13 protein-coding genes are annotated in these 15,525 nt (G+C 65.3%); 8 read left to right on the top strand and 5 right to left on the bottom strand.

All coding sequences use genetic code 11. The features are described from left to right. Both B5E65_RS16120 and B5E65_RS15645 read left to right on the top strand, forming a co-directional pair. Positions 1-119: 1,3-beta-galactosyl-N-acetylhexosamine phosphorylase C-terminal domain-containing protein (locus tag B5E65_RS16120; RefSeq protein WP_143403018.1), on the top strand; the 119-nt coding region annotated here is incomplete at its 5' end. A gap of 329 nt (positions 120-448) precedes the next feature. Continuing rightward, positions 449-2,230 carry a Na/Pi cotransporter family protein gene (locus tag B5E65_RS15645; protein ID WP_087172694.1) on the top strand — a complete coding sequence of 594 codons (1,782 nt, stop codon included), beginning with the start codon at positions 449-451 and terminating at the stop codon, positions 2,228-2,230. A 75-nt stretch (positions 2,231-2,305) separates the two neighbouring features. Here the strand turns inward: B5E65_RS15645 and B5E65_RS15640 are convergent, their stop codons facing one another. Further along, complete coding sequence (locus tag B5E65_RS15640) at positions 2,306-3,115, bottom strand: sensor histidine kinase (RefSeq protein ID WP_087172693.1); 810 nt, start codon at positions 3,113-3,115, stop codon at positions 2,306-2,308. Positions 3,116-3,137: 22 nt separating this feature from the next. On the opposite strand from B5E65_RS15640, the gene B5E65_RS15635 reads away from it, so the two are divergent. Further along, complete coding sequence (locus B5E65_RS15635) at positions 3,138-4,352, top strand: FAD-dependent oxidoreductase (RefSeq protein WP_158098616.1); 1,215 nt, start codon at positions 3,138-3,140, stop codon at positions 4,350-4,352. Between the two features lie 138 nt (positions 4,353-4,490). Here B5E65_RS15635 and B5E65_RS15630 read toward each other — a convergent pair whose 3' ends face one another. Together B5E65_RS15630 and B5E65_RS15625 are read right to left on the bottom strand one after the other, a co-directional pair. Next, positions 4,491-6,581, bottom strand: coding sequence for a glutamine synthetase III family protein (locus B5E65_RS15630; protein ID WP_087172691.1), 2,091 nt, complete (start codon positions 6,579-6,581; stop codon positions 4,491-4,493). A 90-nt stretch (positions 6,582-6,671) separates the two neighbouring features. Beyond that, entirely contained in the window at positions 6,672-7,892 is a 1,221-nt protein-coding gene (locus B5E65_RS15625) for a class I SAM-dependent rRNA methyltransferase (RefSeq protein WP_087172690.1), read from the bottom strand. Positions 7,893-8,023: 131 nt separating this feature from the next. On the opposite strand from B5E65_RS15625, the gene B5E65_RS15620 reads away from it, so the two are divergent. From B5E65_RS15620 to B5E65_RS15610, 4 genes are read left to right on the top strand one after another with little or no spacing between them, the layout of a single operon-like run. After that, positions 8,024-8,512, top strand: a complete 489-nt coding sequence (locus tag B5E65_RS15620; protein ID WP_087172689.1) for a CYTH domain-containing protein — start codon at positions 8,024-8,026, stop codon at positions 8,510-8,512. A gap of 1 nt (position 8,513) precedes the next feature. After that, positions 8,514-8,675: a binding-protein-dependent transport permease gene (locus B5E65_RS16115; protein WP_143403047.1), complete on the top strand. Its 162-nt coding sequence runs from the start codon at positions 8,514-8,516 to the stop codon at positions 8,673-8,675. A 6-nt stretch (positions 8,676-8,681) separates the two neighbouring features. Next, entirely contained in the window at positions 8,682-9,272 is a 591-nt protein-coding gene (locus B5E65_RS15615) for a TIGR01440 family protein (protein ID WP_087172688.1), read from the top strand. After that, the gene (locus tag B5E65_RS15610; RefSeq protein ID WP_275532887.1) at positions 9,269-9,982 is read left to right on the top strand and encodes a YggS family pyridoxal phosphate-dependent enzyme; all 714 of its coding nucleotides are present in this window, start codon (positions 9,269-9,271) and stop codon (positions 9,980-9,982) included. The genes B5E65_RS15615 and B5E65_RS15610 overlap by 4 nt, the downstream gene beginning before the upstream one ends. 209 nt (positions 9,983-10,191) lie before the next feature. On the opposite strand, the gene B5E65_RS15605 is transcribed toward B5E65_RS15610, so the two are convergent. Continuing rightward, entirely contained in the window at positions 10,192-10,947 is a 756-nt protein-coding gene (locus B5E65_RS15605; RefSeq protein WP_087172687.1) for a heparan-alpha-glucosaminide N-acetyltransferase domain-containing protein, read from the bottom strand. Positions 10,948-11,018: 71 nt separating this feature from the next. Next, entirely contained in the window at positions 11,019-12,845 is a 1,827-nt protein-coding gene (gene typA, locus B5E65_RS15600) for a translational GTPase TypA (RefSeq protein ID WP_087172686.1), read from the bottom strand. A 311-nt stretch (positions 12,846-13,156) separates the two neighbouring features. On the opposite strand from typA, the gene B5E65_RS15595 reads away from it, so the two are divergent. Further along, positions 13,157-15,415, top strand: coding sequence for a PP2C family protein-serine/threonine phosphatase (locus tag B5E65_RS15595; protein ID WP_143403046.1), 2,259 nt, complete (start codon positions 13,157-13,159; stop codon positions 15,413-15,415). Positions 15,416-15,525 lie beyond the last annotated feature (110 nt).

The raw sequence follows: 15,525 nt of genomic DNA, 5'->3' as shown, positions 1-15,525 counted from the left end.
GCAAGTACTGCGTGGTCAACAACACCTACGAGCCGCAGCACACCACCGTCTACAAGGGCGACGGCTCCAGCTTCGATCTGGACATGGAAGCCAACGAGATCCGCTGGTACGAGATCTGAGAATACGGCATCCGCCTGTAGCGCAAAACAGCCGCGGCGGTTCCCAACCGGGAACCGCCGCGGTTTTTGTTTGTCCGGCAGCGCAGGGGAGAGGGCGCCATTTCCCGGGAAAACCGCTCCGCCTGCCCGGGCCGGGGCATAAAATACCGCGGTAAAAGGGTGAACGTAAAGAAAAAGTGAAGAAAAAGTGAAGAAAATGTAAAACAAATGTGCGCAGGATGCTAGGCAAGCCGCATCCGGATTGGTATAATAAAATCGTATGGGGCTTTGCGGGCGGGTGCGTGACCGGCGCGGGGCCGTACCACACAGGCGGACAATGGAGCGTGCGTATGACGATATTTGACGTGATCAATCTGGCCGGCGGCATCGGCCTGTTTTTGTATGGCATGTCCATCATGGGGGCCGGTCTGGAAAAGATCGCCGGCGGCCGGATGGAAAAGGTGCTGCAGAAGCTTACCTGTTCGGTGTGGCGGGCCGTGCTGCTGGGGGCCATCATCACCGGCCTGATCCAGTCCAGTGCGGGCACCACCGTGATCTGCATCGGCCTGGTCAATGCAGGGATCTTCCAGCTGTCCCAGGCCATCGGCGTGATCATGGGCGCCAACATCGGCACCACCGTCACCGGCCAGCTGATCCGTCTGGCCGACATCAGCGGCGACAACCTGCTGCTGACCATGATCAACCCCAAAACCTTTTCGCCTCTGGTGGCGCTGGCCGGCGCCATCCTGTTCGTCTTTTTCAAATCCCCCAAAAAGCGTACCATCGGCCAGGTGCTGATGGGATTCGGCATCCTGTTTACCGGTATGTTCACCATGGAAAACGCCGTGTATCCCCTGCGGGAAAGCGAGTTGTTCCTGGAACTGTTCTCCAAGCTGCAGAACCCCCTGCTGGGCGTGCTGGCCGGCGCGCTGGTCACCGTGGCCATCCAGAGTTCCTCGGCCAGTGTGGGCATCCTGCAGGCCCTGAGCGCTACCGGCGCGGTCACCTGGGGCAGTGCCATTCCCATCATTCTGGGCCAGAACATCGGCACCTGTTCCACCCCGCTGATCGCCTCCATGGGCGCTTCCACCGCGGCCAAGCGCAGCGCGGTGGTGCATCTGTACTTCAACATCATCGGCACCGTTGTGTTCCTGCTGGGCATCTACGGCCTGCGGGCGGCGGGGCTGTTCCCCTTCTGGTATGACGTGATGAACAAGGGCGACATCGCCAACTTCCACACCCTGTTCAATGTGGTGGTTACCCTGATGTTCATGCCCTTTACCCGGGTGCTGGCCTGGCTGGCCGAGCGCACCATCCCGGACAAGCCCGGCGGCGAGCCCGACCTGACCATGCCTGTGCTGGATGAGCGTCTGTTCACCAGCCCGGCCGTGGCGCTGCAGCAGGCCCGCAACGCGGTGACCAAGATGGGCACCCGGGCTGCCCGCAACGTGCAGCTGGCTCTGCCCATGCTGGAAAAATACGACGAGGAGACCGCCGACCAGATCGACCAGCGGGAGAGCCTGATTGACAAGATGGAGGTTGGGGTCAGCAACTATCTGGTGCGCATCAGCGAGCACGAGCTCTCGGAGGATGAAAACCAGCAGGTGAACGAGCTGATCAGCTTTATCACCGACTTTGAGCGCATCGGCGATTATGCCATCAACGTGCGGGAGCGCGCCGAGGAGATGCGGGACAAGGAACTGTCCTTCAGCCAGGCTGCCTACGCGGAGATGGCGGTGCTGTCCGACGCGATCCAGGAGATTCTGGAGCTGACCAACGAGGCGTTCGGGGAGCCGGGCAGCCAGAGCCTGGACCGGGTGGAGCCGCTGGAAGAAACCATCGACCTGCTCTGCGCCACCATGCGCCGCCGCCATGTGGACCGCCTGCGGGACGGCGCCTGCCAGCTGGAAAGCGGCATCATCTTCCTGGATGTGCTCACCGACCTGGAGCGTATCTCCGACCACTGCTCCAACATTGCGGCCCGTCTGGTGGGGCTGCGCCGCAACGAAACACTGGACGCCCACGCCCTGCGGCGGGAACTGCACACCGGTGTTCTGCCCGGCTACAGCGAAAGCATGGCCCGCTACCGGGAAAAATACTGCGAGCGGATGGGTACCGAACTCACCGCCTGAATCAGACGATAAAACGCGCCGGCATTCCGGGCACAAGGCTGCCCCGGAACGCTGGCGCGTTTTCTGGTTTATCGGTTATTCCGTGCCCGGCCGCCGCACCGCCGGCAGCCGGATGGTAAAGGCCGAGCCCTCGCCGGAGCGGCTGTCCAGCGTAATGCGGCCCTGATGCTGCAGCACGATCTGCCGGGCAATGGAAAGCCCCAGCCCGCTGGAGCCCTGCCGCTTGGCACCCGGGGTGCGGTAGTACCGCAAAAATACCTTGTCCTGCTCGTCCAACGGGATGCCGGGGCCGGTGTCCCGCACCTCCAGGCAGGCCTCGTTTCCCTCGGCGTACAGCCGCACCGTCACCACGCCGCCCGGCGGGGTGTAGTGCAGCGCGTTGGTCACCAGATTCTGCAGCGCCTGCTCCAGCCGCAGATCGTCCCCCCAGGCGATGCAGCGGTCCCGGACCTCCAGGGTCAGCCGCACATCCTGCCGGACGGCAGCTTCCCGCAGCCCGTCGGTTACCCGTTCAGCCAGCGGGGCCAGCGGCACCCGGTCCTCGTCAAAGATCACCTGTTTTTCCTCCAGCTTGGCCATCAGGAACATGTCCTCTACCAGCTTGCGCATGAAATCCAGCCGGTCCCGCATCACCCCGGTCAGGTTCCCGCCGGTCCCGGCACCGGATTCCAGCCGGTCCAGACAGCCCTGCACCACAAACAGCGGGGTGCGCAGATCGTGAAAGGCGTTGGCCATAAAGGCCAGCCGCTGCACCTGCTCCTCCCGCAGGGCCCGGGTGCGCTGTTCCACCTGCTGCTCCAGCCCCCGGTTTACCGGTTCCAGCTGGGCGGAAAGCTGTTCCGACCGAGTGAACTGCTCGGCAAACTTGCGGCTGATGATCCACATCCCGCAGAGCAGAAACGGCAGGTTGAACAGCTTGGACAGCTACTGGATCTACAGCGACATCGATCTGGTCCGCCAGTTCGTGGAGCAGATCGGCGACACCAAGGCCTGGATGGCCGACCAGGGCTCCATCTTTGACTGGGGCACCACCTGCAACACCCTGATCGGCTGCATGTGGCAGCGGATCAACACCTTCGTGGGCGGCACCGTGGACGGCGTGGAGGATGACAGCAAGTACGGCTGCTACTTCGCGGTACCCATCAACACCGTGCTCAAGGCCAACGAGGCGAATGAGGTCATGTACCGCACCACCGCCAAGAGCCTGATCACCGATGACACCGGCCGTGTGACCGGCGTGACCTGTGAGATGTACGACGGCACCCCCGTTACCCTGCACGCCAACAAGGCCGTGATCCTGGCCACCGGCGGCTACGGCGCCAACATCGACATGGTGCTGGAGACCAACGAATACTGGAACAAGGATGAGCTGAGCGCCAACATCCTGACCACCAACCGCAGCCTGGCCCAGGGCGAGGGCATCACCATGGCCCAGGAAGTGGGCGCGGCGGTTACCGGCATGGGCTTCACCCAGCTGATGCCTCTGGGCTGGGCCGACGACGGCAAGCTGGCCGGCGGCAAGGTCGAGGACGTGATCTTCGTCAGCCCGGCGGGCACCGAGAACGAGGGCAAGCGGTTCGTGGATGAGAGCGCCGAGCGCGACGTGCTCAGCCAGGGCCAGCTGACCTACGGCGGCGAGAATGGCCTGACCATCCAGCTGCAGAACGGCGGCGAGCATACCAGCGCCGACAACCGTGAGGGCAAGGAGTACTTCTGCACCCTGGCCGAGGCCGCAGAACTGACCGGCATCAGCGCCGACACCCTGCGCGAGACCATCATGGAGTACGACACCGCCTACTTCAACGGCGATCTGGCCAGCCTGGACGTGCCCAAGAGCGCGGCCAGCGCCCCCATCAGCAACTACAACGAGGACGGCAGCTTCAACGACGAGGGCATCCTGTCTGTCCGTTACCTGGCCCCCAGCACCCATCACACCATGGGCGGCCTGGTGGTGGATGAGCAGCGCCATGTCCTCACCGAGGACGGCAGCGTCATCCCCGGCCTGTACGCGGCCGGCGAGGCCACCGGCGGCTTCTTCGCCGGCAACCGTCTGGGCGGCAACGCCATCAGCGAGATCCTGGTTTCCGGCCGTATCGCCGGCCAGGCCGCCGCGGCGGAATAAAGCCTTCCCAAAATCCCTGACATAGAAAACGGGCGGGGCCCGGCGCACACAGCGCCGGGCCCCGCCCTCTTGTGCATCGTTCCAAAGAGAAACCGCCCGCCGGGTTTATCCGGCGGGCGGTTTTATGCTGGCAATGAATCAGGTGTAGAACAGAATGCGGGAGTAACCGGGAATGGGCCAGGTGCTGCGGGGGCAGACCGCCTCGGCGGCGTCCACGGCGGCGCGCAGGGCGTCCATGGCGGGCCGTACCTCTTCATGGTAGATCTTGGCCCGGTTCAGGCTGCCGCCGTCCACACTGTCGGCCTTGGCCACCAGAGCAGCCAGCTCGTCGGCCGCGTCGCTGATGGCGTCGGCCTGGGCGCTTACCGTCTGCAGCAGCTTGGTCTCCGCCTTGCAGCGCAGGCCGGGGAAGGCCGCCTGCTTGGCAGTCAGGTTGCGGGCGGTATCCCCGCCAAACTGGCACACCGCCGGCAGGAACAGCTTGCGGGACATCTCCAGCATGGTCAGCGCTTCGATGTGCAGGATCTTGCTGTAGTGCTCCACCATGACCTCGTAGCGGCTGCGCACCTCGGTGGGGCTCAGCACGCCCATGTCGTGGAACAGGGCCACGTTCTTGTCCGCCAGCAGGGCGGGCAGGGCGTCCAGGGTGCTGCGCAGGTTGTACAGGCCCCGGCGCTCGGCCTCGGCCTCCCACTCGCTGGAATAGCCGTTGCCGTTGAAGATGATCCGCTTGTGATCCCGGATAGTGCGGCGGATCAGCTTGACCACCGCCTTGTCAAAGTTCTCGGCGCCTTCCAGCTCATCGGCGTAGCCTTTCAGCTCCTTGGCCACGGCGGTGTTCAGCACCACGTTGGCGTCCGCGATGTTCATGCTGCTGCCCGGCATACGGAACTCAAACTTGTTGCCGGTAAAGGCAAAGGGACTGGTGCGGTTGCGGTCGGTGTTGTCCTTGGGGAAAGTGGGCAGCACTTCCACGCCCAGGTCCACCTTGGCCTGTTCGGGGGCCACGTATTCGGTCTTGGCCGCGATCGCGTCCAGAATGGCCGACAGCTCATCCCCCACAAACATGGAGATGATGGCCGGCGGGGCCTCGTTGGCGCCCAGACGATGGTCGTTGCCCGGACCGGCCACCACGGCCCGCAGCAGATCCTGGTATTCGTCCACCGCCTTGATCACGGCGGCAAAGAAGATCAGGAACTGCAGGTTGTCCTTGGGGGTGTCGCCCGGATCCAGCAGGTTCACGCCGGGGGCGGTCAGGCTCCAGTTGTTGTGCTTGCCGCTGCCGTTCACACCCTCAAAGGGCTTCTCGTGCAGCAGGCATACCAGGCCGTGCTTGTCGGCCAGGCGCTTCATCATCTCCATGGTCAGCAGGTTGTGGTCCACGGCGATGTTGGCGGTGTCAAAGATCGGGGCCAGCTCATGCTGGCAGGGGGCCACCTCGTTGTGGCGGGTCTTGGCGCTGATGCCCAGCTTCCACAGTTCCCGGTCCAGCTCCTGCATATAGCTGAGCACCTCGGGACGGATGCTGCCGAAATAGTGCTCTTCCAGTTCCTGGCCCTTGGCCGGCGGCGCGCCGAACAGGGTGCGGCCGGTCATGATCAGATCCAGCCGGGCCTCGTAGTCTTCCTTGCGGATCAGGAAATACTCCTGTTCCGCGCCCACCGTTACCGACACATGCTGCACGTCCTTGCCGAACAGTTTCAGAATACGGCAGGCCTGGGTGCTCAGCACGCTCATGCTGCGCAGCAGCGGGGTCTTTTTGTCCAGCGTTTCGCCGTTGTAGCTGCAGAACGCGGTGGGGATGCAGAGCACGTCATCCTTGATAAACGCATAGCTGGAGGGGTCCCAGGCGGTGTAGCCGCGGGCCTCGCAGGTGGCGCGCAGGCCGCCGTTGGGGAAGCTGGAAGCATCCGGCTCGCCCCGCACCAGCTCCTTGCCGGAGAACTCCATGATGGCGGTGCCGTCCTTCTGGGGGCTGACAAAACCGTCATGCTTCTCGCTGGTGATGCCGGTCAGCGGCTGGAACCAGTGGGTGTAGTGGGTGGCGCCCTGGTCGATGGCCCAGCGCTTCATCACGCTGGCCACCACGTTGGCCAGTTCCAGATCCAGCGGCTGGCCGTTCTGCAAGGTGGCTTTCAGACTCTTATAGGTGGCACTGGGCAGCAGCTCTTTCATAACGTGTTCGTTGAACACCTTGCTGCCGTATATCTCCATCAAATTCGCTGCCATATACGATACCCCTCCGTTTTCACACTCAATGCCGCACCCCGCGGCACTACCTTTCTATGATAGGGCATTTGCACCCGCCGGTCAAGATTTTTACACCACCTGGAACAGGAAGAATTTCAGATATTCGGTCTCCTCCACGCCCCACAGCACCGGATGATCCGCCGCCTGCTGGCGCACCTCGATCTGGCGCAGCTGCCGCCCGGCGTCCACCGCGGCGCTGTGCAGCATCTTGCGGAACATGGCCTCGGTGGCAAAATGGCTGCAGCTGGCGGTGGCCAGATAGCCGCCCCGGGGCAGCAGCTTCATGGCCCGGTAGTTGATCTCCTTGTAGCCCCGCATGGCGCTCTGGGCAGTTTTGCGGGCCTTGGTAAAGGCGGGCGGGTCCAGAATGATGAAGTCGTAGCCGCTGCCCTCTTTCTCCAGCCGGGGCAGCAGGTCAAACACGTCGCAGCAGACAAAATCCATCCGGTCGTCAAGGCCGTTGGCCACCGCATTGGCCCGGGCCATCTCCACGGCGGTCTCGCTCACATCCACGGCGGTCACGTGGGCCGCGCCGCCCATGGCCGCGTTCAGCGCAAAGCTGCCGGTGTGGGTGAAGCAGTCCAGCACCCGGCGCCCCCGGGCCAGCCGGGCCACCGCCTGCCGGTTGTACTTCTGATCCAGGAAGAACCCGGTCTTTTGCCCGTTTTCAAAGTCCACCGTGTACCGCACGCCGTTTTCGGTGATGGCCGCCTGGGTAGCGCCGCCGTCCGTGCCGAACCAGCCCTTGAACAGAGGCAGGCCCTCCTTTTCCCGCAGGGCCGCGTCCTCCCGCTCGTATACGCCGCGGATCTCCTGGCCGTCGGCCCGCAGCACATCCGCCAGCAGAGGCAGCAGCATGCCCTTGATCCGCTCGATGCCCACCGACAGGATCTGCACCACCAGCACATCCCCGAACCGGTCGGCGGTCAGGCCGGGGAACTGATCGGCTTCGCCAAAGATCACCCGGCAGCAGTGCCAGTGTTCCGGCTCGATCACCGCCTTGCGGTAGGCCCAGGCGTACTCGATCCGCCGCCGCCAGAACGCCTCGTCAAACTTATCGTTGGCGTTGCGGCTCACCAGCCGGATGCGGATCTTGCTGTGTTGGCTCAGAAAGCCGGTGCCCAGGTACCGGCCCTTGGCGCTGAGCACGTCCACCAGGCTGCCGTTTTCCGGCGCCGTGTCGGAGGCGGCGGTGATCTCGTCTTCGTATACCCAGGGATGCCCGCCTACCAGGGCGGCCTCCGCCTTGGGGGTCACGGTGTAACAGGGCCAGGGGCGTGTGGTTTTCATGTCGGTTCCTCCCGCTTGTATCTTCTCCTAATCAGTATACCCGTCCCGGGGCCGCAGGGCAAGTGATTTTTCGGTTGCGGGGCCCTTGCCGCCGGGGGTATAATAAGGAAAGAGAAAGGGGCGATGAAGGTTTGGAGATTGAACGGAAATGGCTGGTGAACGGCTGGCCCCAGGGCCTGTCCCAGACTGCCCGGTTTACCATGCGGCAGGGCTATATCACGGTGCGGCCCACCGTGCGCATCCGCAGCGAGCAGCCGGACGGGCAGCCTGCGGCCTATGTGCTCTGCTTCAAAAGCGCGGGCGGGCTGTCCCGCCAGGAGATCGAAACCCGGGTGGACGAGGAGACCTTCCGCAAGCTGGAAGCGTTCATCGGCCGCCCGCTGATTGAAAAGGAACAGCGTCGGTACGCCCTGCCCGGCGGGCTGGTTCTGGAGGCCAACCGGGTGGACGCGGGCCAGCCCGGGGAGTTCTGGTACGCGGAGGTAGAGTTCGACACCGAGGCCCAGGCTCTGGCCTGGCAACCGCCCCAGGCGCTGGCGGCCTACCTGGCCAACGAGGTGACCGGCCAGCCCGGCCAGAGCATGGGGGCCTACTGGGAGGCCACCCGGGGAGGCATGTAAGATGGGCCTGACGATTCTGAGCATTGTCTGTACCCTGGCCGCCTGGGTGCTGGGCACGGCGCTGGAGATGAGCGACGGGTGGAACATTCCGGGGTTCGGCGTGGTGCTGGCGGTAGCGGTGATGGGCGGTTTTATTATGGCGCAGTTGACAAAAAGGCGGTGAACGGAAATGAACGAACAGGAACTGGACCTGGTGCGGCAGCAGAGCCGCCAGGCCATGGAAGAACTGCTGGCGGCGGCGGACACCGCGCCCGGCGACATTGTGGTGGTGGGCTGTTCCTCCAGCGAGATTCTGGGGGAGCGGATCGGCCACGGTTCCAGCTTTGAAACGGCCAAGGCGGTGCTGGAAGGGCTGCTGCCGCCTTTGCGGGAAAAGGGGCTGTATCTGGCGGCCCAATGCTGCGAGCATCTGAACCGCAGCCTGATCGTGGAGCGGGCGGCGGTGACCCGGTGGGAACAGATCGTGAGCGTGGTGCCCCAGCCCAAGGCGGGGGGCAGTTTCGCTACCGCGGCCTGGCAGGCGTTTGAAGCACCCTGCGCGGTCTGCGAGGTGAGCGCCGCCGCCGGGCTGGATATCGGGGATACCTTTATCGGGATGCATCTGCGGCGGGTGGCGGTGCCGGTACGGCTGAGCCTTACTGCCATTGGCAGCGCCCATCTGACCGCGGCCCGTACCCGTCCGCCCTACGTGGGCGGGGCCCGGGCGGTCTATACCGCGGACATCCACAGCCAGCAGGGGGAAGGGGGCGTGCAGCCGTGACGGAACAGGAAACGCTGCGGGCGAATGTGGAGAGCATCCGCGCCCGCATGGCCGACGCGGCCCGGGCCGCCGGGCGCAGGCCGGACGAGGTACTGCTCTGCGCGGCCAGCAAGACCCGCTCGGCGGAGACAGTGCGGCTGGCGGCATCCCTGCCGATTGATCTGTTCGGGGAGAACCGGGTGCAGGAACTGGTGGAAAAACAGGCGGCAAACGCCTACGCGCCGAAACCGGCCCATTTTATCGGACATTTACAGACCAACAAGGTTAAGCAGGTGGTGGGCTGCGATCTGATCCAGTCGGTGGACAGCGAGCATCTGCTCAGCAAGATTGCCGCCGAGGCCCAGCGCCGGGGGCTGGTGCAGCCGATTCTGCTGGAGGTGAACATCGGCGGGGAGGAGAGCAAGAGCGGGATCGAGCCCGGGGCGCTGTGGGCGCTGCTGGAGGCGGCCGCGGCCCAGCCCTCGGTGCAGGTGCAGGGGCTGATGACCATTCCGCCGGTGGAGGAGCAGCCGGGGGAGGCGCGCCGGTGGTTTGCCGCCATGCGCCGCCTGTTTGACGAGGCGGCCGATCGCTGGAAAGGGGACAGCCGGGTGCGGATGGAGATGCTGTCCATGGGTATGAGCGGCGATTTTGAACAGGCCATCGCCGAGGGCGCCACCCTCGTGCGGGTGGGCACCGCCATCTTCGGGCCGCGCGTGTACAAAGTATAGCCAATATGGGGGAACAACGTTCCCCCCATGCCCCCTGAAATTATGGCCGAATATCTTCGGCCATAGGGGATAGTATAAAGAAATAAGGCCCACGCGGACCAATATGGTTTTGCGTGGGCCTTTGTTATTTTTCTTTCCCCAGGGCCGGAGTATTCCGGCCCTTATTTCCGGGGGGTATGGGGGGAGATGTTATCTCCCCCCATATTCGCTCAAAATACCGCGTTCAGCCCAAACGCAAGGGCCATGCAGACGGGCTGGTGCAGCAGGTAGAGCAGCAGACTTTTGCGGCCGATGGCGGTAAAGGCGGGGATATGCCGCTGCAGCAGTTTCCCGGCGGTCAGGCACGGGGCGGCCAGCCGCCAGCCGAACCATCCGCACCAGAGCAGGAACAGCCAGGGCAGCAGCGGGAAATAATCGCTGGAAACAAACCCCGCCGGCGGGAATCCCAGCAGCGCCCCCGCATACCATTGATACAGCCCTGCCGGCATCTGTGCCAGCACCAGCGGGCCAATGGTGATCAGCCCCGCGCTGATGCGCCGCAGCAGTACAAACAGCACCAGGCTGCCCGCCAGGCCCGCCCAGGCCGGAATGCGGCCCAGTACCCCGCGCAGCGCGCCGGTCAGGGCGATGGCCGCGCCGAGAAAACTCAGGATACCAAAATGCACCGCCTGCCCCGGCATCACCAGCATGGTCACCAGGGTGATCACGCAGCCCCAGCCGAACAGCATCCCGCCCCGGCGCACCGGATGCCGGTCAAAATGCAGGCAGATGCCTGCCAGCAGGATAAAGGTGCCGCAGATCAGCCGTTCCCAGATCCGCACCCCAGTCAGCCAGGGCCAGCCGGGCGCGTGGCCCAGCACCACGTACCAGTCATAGAGAAAATGATACAGGATCATGTTCACCACCGTCACGCCGCGGACTGTGTCCAGCAGAACGTAGCGGGGCGGTTTGACGGCTTGTTCCATTGGCTTCTCCTTTCCCGAAAACAAAAACCGGGGCCGCCCGCGCGGGCGGCCCCGGTGTGGTTTCGCGGGGATCAGTTGTTCTTTTTGCCTTTCAGCTGCTTCATGCGCAGGTCGTGGTTCAGGATCCGCTTGCGGATACGCAGGCTTTCCGGGGTGACCTCCAGCAGCTCGTCCGGCGCCAGGAACTCCAGGCAGCCTTCCAGGCTGAATTTGCTCACCGGCACCAGACGCAGCGCGTCGTCGGAACCGGAAGCGCGGGTGTTGGTCAGGTGCTTGGTCTTGCACACGTTCACGCTGATGTCCTCGCCGGTGGGGGTGTAGCCGATGACCATGCCCTCGTACACCTTCTCGCCGGGGGTCACGATCAAGGTACCGCGGCCCTGGGCGTTGAACAGACCGTAGGTCACGGCCTCGCCGGTCTCAAAGCTCACCAGGCTGCCGGTGTTGCGGCAGGTGATGTCGCCCTGCCACTCCTCGTAGCCGTCAAAGATGGTGTTCAGGATACCCTCGCCGTGGGTGTCGGTCAGGAACTGGCTGCGGTAGCCGAACAGGCCGCGGCTGGGCATACGGAACTCCAGACGCACACGGCTGCCGATCGGCTCCATCTGCTGCAGAATACCCTTGCGGGCGCCCAGCGCGGTCATTACAGCGCCCTGGTACTCGGTCGGGGTGTCGATGACCACCCGCTCCATGGGCTCCATGGTCTTGCCGTCCTCCACGTGGGTCAGAACCTTCGGGGGGCTCACCTGCAGCTCATAGCCTTCACGGCGCATGGTCTCGATCAGGATGGACAGGTGCATCTCACCACGGCCCATCACACGGAACGAATCGCTGGTGGCGGAATCCTCCACCCGCAGCGCCACGTCCTTCAGCAGCTCCTTGTGCAGACGGTCGCGGATCTGGCGGCTGGTCACGTACTTGCCTTCCCGGCCGGCAAAGGGGCTGTCGTTGACCGCAAAGGTCATCTCCACGGTGGGATCGTTGATCTTCACAAAGGGCAGCGGCTCCACGTTGGCGGGATCGCACAGGGTGTTGCCGATGGTCACATCGGGCAGACCGCTGAACGCCACGATATCGCCGGCCTCGGCGCTCTCGATGGGCTCACGGCCGTTGGCCTTGAAATCGTACAGCTTGGTGATGCGGCCTTTGAAGCTCACATCCTGGTTGTGCCAGTCGCACACCTGCACGTCCTGACCAACCTTCAGCCGGCCATTCTGGATGCGGCCGATGCCGATACGGCCCACGAAATCGTTGTAGTCCACGCTGGAGCACAGCATGGAGAACGGAGCCTCCGGATCGCCTTCCGGGCACTTGACGTACTCCAGAATGGTGTCAAACAGGGGCTTCAGGTCGGTGCCGGGGGCGTCCGGGCTGTAGCTGGCGGTGCCGGCGCGGCCGGAGCAGAACACCATCGGGCTGTCCAGCTGCTCATCGGTGGCGCCCAGGTCCATCAGAAGCAGCAGCACTTCGTCGATAACTTCCTTGATGCGGGCGTCCGGCCGGTCGATCTTGTTCACGGCGATCACCAGGCTCAGGTTCTGCTGCAGGGCTTTCTGCAGCACAAAACGGGTCTGGGGCATGCAGCCTTCCGCCGCGTCCACCAGCAGCAGCACGCCGTTTACCATCTTCAGCACGCGCTCCACCTCGCCGCCGAAGTCGGCGTGGCCCGGGGTGTCCACGATGTTGATCTTTACGCCGTTGTACACGGTAGAGCAGTTTTTGGCCAGAATGGTGATGCCGCGCTCCCGCTCGATGTCGCCGGAGTCCATCACGCGCTCCGCCACCTGCTGGTTGTCACGGAAAGCGCCGCTCTGCTTGAGCATCTGGTCCACCAGGGTGGTCTTGCCGTGGTCAACGTGGGCGATGATCGCAATATTGCGCAGGTCTTTGCGTTCCATACCTGTATTTCCTTCCTCTATTCTTTAATTTACACATAGTTTGCCATCGTAACGTTCTAATACTACGGCACCGCCCGGCCTTTGTCAAGAAATCGGGAAAAACTTTTCGCGGCGCGCCAAAATCCACCCCGCCTGCCGCCGCTTTTTTGTGAAAACACGCGCGGCGCTTTTGGGCCAAAGCTGCCGGTTTGCCGCAGTTTCGGGCGGTTCTGCGCTCTGCGGCAAAAACCGCCGCACGCCCCTTGTATACTTATGCGGCAAGGCGGCGGATGATGCCGCCCAAAGCGTACAGCGGGGAGGAGATTGAACCTATGCAAAAAATCGGCGGAATGGTACGTGTCCAGCTGCGGCGGGCCGTACCGGTGCTCTGGCGGCTGGCGGCGGCGCCGGGCGGCTTTGTGCTGGCGGGGGCAAGCGTGTTCGGGGCGGTGCACCCGCTGGGCCTGGCGCTGGTATTGGGGGCCCGGGGCGGCACGGCCCTGCTGGCAAGCGCCGGGGCGGCGCTGGGCTGTGTGTTTCTGCTGCCCGCCGCCGACGCGGCCCGGTACCTGGGCGCGCTGGCGGCGGCCGCGGCCGGGCGGCTGCTGGTGCGCCGGCCCTCGGCTTTCTGGCCTGCCGCCGCGGCGGGGTGCGGCACCCTGCTGCTGATCCAGACCCTGCTGGCGGCGGGCGGCGTGGGCGGCGCGGCGGACTGGGCTGCCGCCGTGGGGGACTGTGCGCTGGCGGTGGCGTTCGGCTGGGCCATGCGCCGGGGCGCGGCCTCCGACCCGGCCAGCCTGCTGCCCTGGGCCGCGGCGGGGCTGATTGGCCTGGAACAGTTTTCCTCCGGGCTGTTTCAGCCGGCGGCGCTGGCGTTCTGTCTGCTGGGCCTGATCCCGGCCAGCCGGGGCCGGGTGCGGGATGCCGCGGTGCTCTGCGTGGTGGGCGGCGCGGCCCTGAGCGCGGCGGGCAGTCCGCTGGCCTTTGGCCTGATGGGCCCGGCGGCGGGGTGCCTGACCGCAGCGGTGTTCGTCCCGGGGGAGACGGCGGGCTGCGCGGCGCTGTTCTTTGCCGGGGCCTTGACCGGGGTGCTGGCGGCCCCCACCCTGGGGCAGGCGGCCCAGCTCACCGCCTGCGCGGGCATCGCCTGTGTGGGCTTCTTTCTGCTGCCCCGGCGGCTGCGGGAGGCCTTTCCCGGCACGGCGGCCCCGGCGGCGGTGGAGGGCAGCCGCCCGGTGCTGGCCGGAGCGGGGGCCCGGCTGGTGCGGGTGGCGGATACGCTGGAAGAGGTGGCCGACATTGTGAACCAGGTCTGCGAGAAGCTGCCCAAAAAAGGGGAGAGCTACAACTGGGTGGTGGATCACGTGGCGGAGGAACTCTGCCGCAGCTGCGCCAACCGGGAGGTATGTTGGGTGGCGGGATACAGCACCACCATGGACGGATTCTATCAGCTGAAACCGGTGCTGGAGCGGCAGGGCCGGGCGGCGGTGGAGCAGCTGCCCGGGCAGTTCTGCCGGTGCGTGCATCCGGTGGAACTGTGCGGCGCCACCAGCCGGGCCTACGCCCTCTACCGCAGCCGCCGGGAGGCCCGGGTGCAGGCGGGGACGATGCGGGCGGCCCTCACCGAGCAGTACGGCGCCATGGCCGACGCGCTGGCCCGGATCGCGGACGAGCTGAACCAGGGGCTTTCCACCGATGAGGGCAAAAGCCAGCGGGTGGCGGGCTGGTTTGCTTCCTGGGGGCTGGAGCCGCTGGAATGTGCGGTGCAGCTGGATCTGGCGGGCCGGATGCAGGTGACGGTCACCGTCTCCCGCACCGCCTTTACCGCCGCCGAGCAGCGGGAGATCGCCGCCGAAACCGGACACATCTGCCGCCGGGCATTGGGCGCGCCGGAGATCGTGCACCGGCGTACCCTCACCACCCTGACGCTGCGGGAACAGCCGGTCTACGCGCCCCGGTTCGCGCTGGCGGGCCGGGCCGCCCGGGACGGGGTCAGCGGAGATGCGGCGGATCAGTTCTGTGACGCCTTCGGCTGTGCCCATATGCTGCTCTGTGACGGAATGGGCACCGGCCGTCCGGCGGCGGTGGACGGCAATCTGGCCGCCCGGCTTACCGGTCAGCTGGTGCGGGCGGGTTTTGGGGGCGAAGCCGCCGCCCGGCTGGTGAACGTGGCTCTTTCCCTCAAGAGCGAGGAGGAGAGCGGCGCTACGCTGGACCTGCTCACGGTGGACCTGTATACCGGCAAGGGGACGATCTTCAAGGCTGGGGCCGCACCGGGCTTTGTGGTGCGGCAGGGTAAGGCCGGGGTGCTGGACGGCCCCAGCCTGCCGGTGGGTATTCTGGACAAGGTGGTCAGCCGCCGCCAGCCGGTTACCCTGACCGAGGGGGACTTGGCGGTGCTGCTCAGCGACGGGGCCCTGGCCGACGGCCCCGCCTGGGTGACCCAGCAGCTGGAACTCTGCGCCGCGGTGGGCAACACCCCCCAGGAGATAGCGGATATCCTGGCCGAGATGGCCGCGGCCCGCCAGAAACCGGGGGTGCCGCCCGATGATATAACGGTCGTGGTCATGCAGCTGGAGAAGGCGGTGTAAAACAGGCTGTGCGTTTCGGGCCGCTCCCGGATGGTCAGGCATGCAGGATAAATGCCCTTACGGGCACCCCCGGCGATGCCGGGGCCCCTGCACGCCTGCCCATCCGTCCG

Source organism: Gemmiger sp. An120, assembly GCF_002160955.1.
Taxonomy (GTDB): domain Bacteria; phylum Bacillota; class Clostridia; order Oscillospirales; family Ruminococcaceae; genus Gemmiger_A; species Gemmiger_A avium.
The sequence above is the reverse complement of the archived record's forward strand: the minus strand, read 5'-3'. Positions and strand labels throughout refer to the sequence as shown.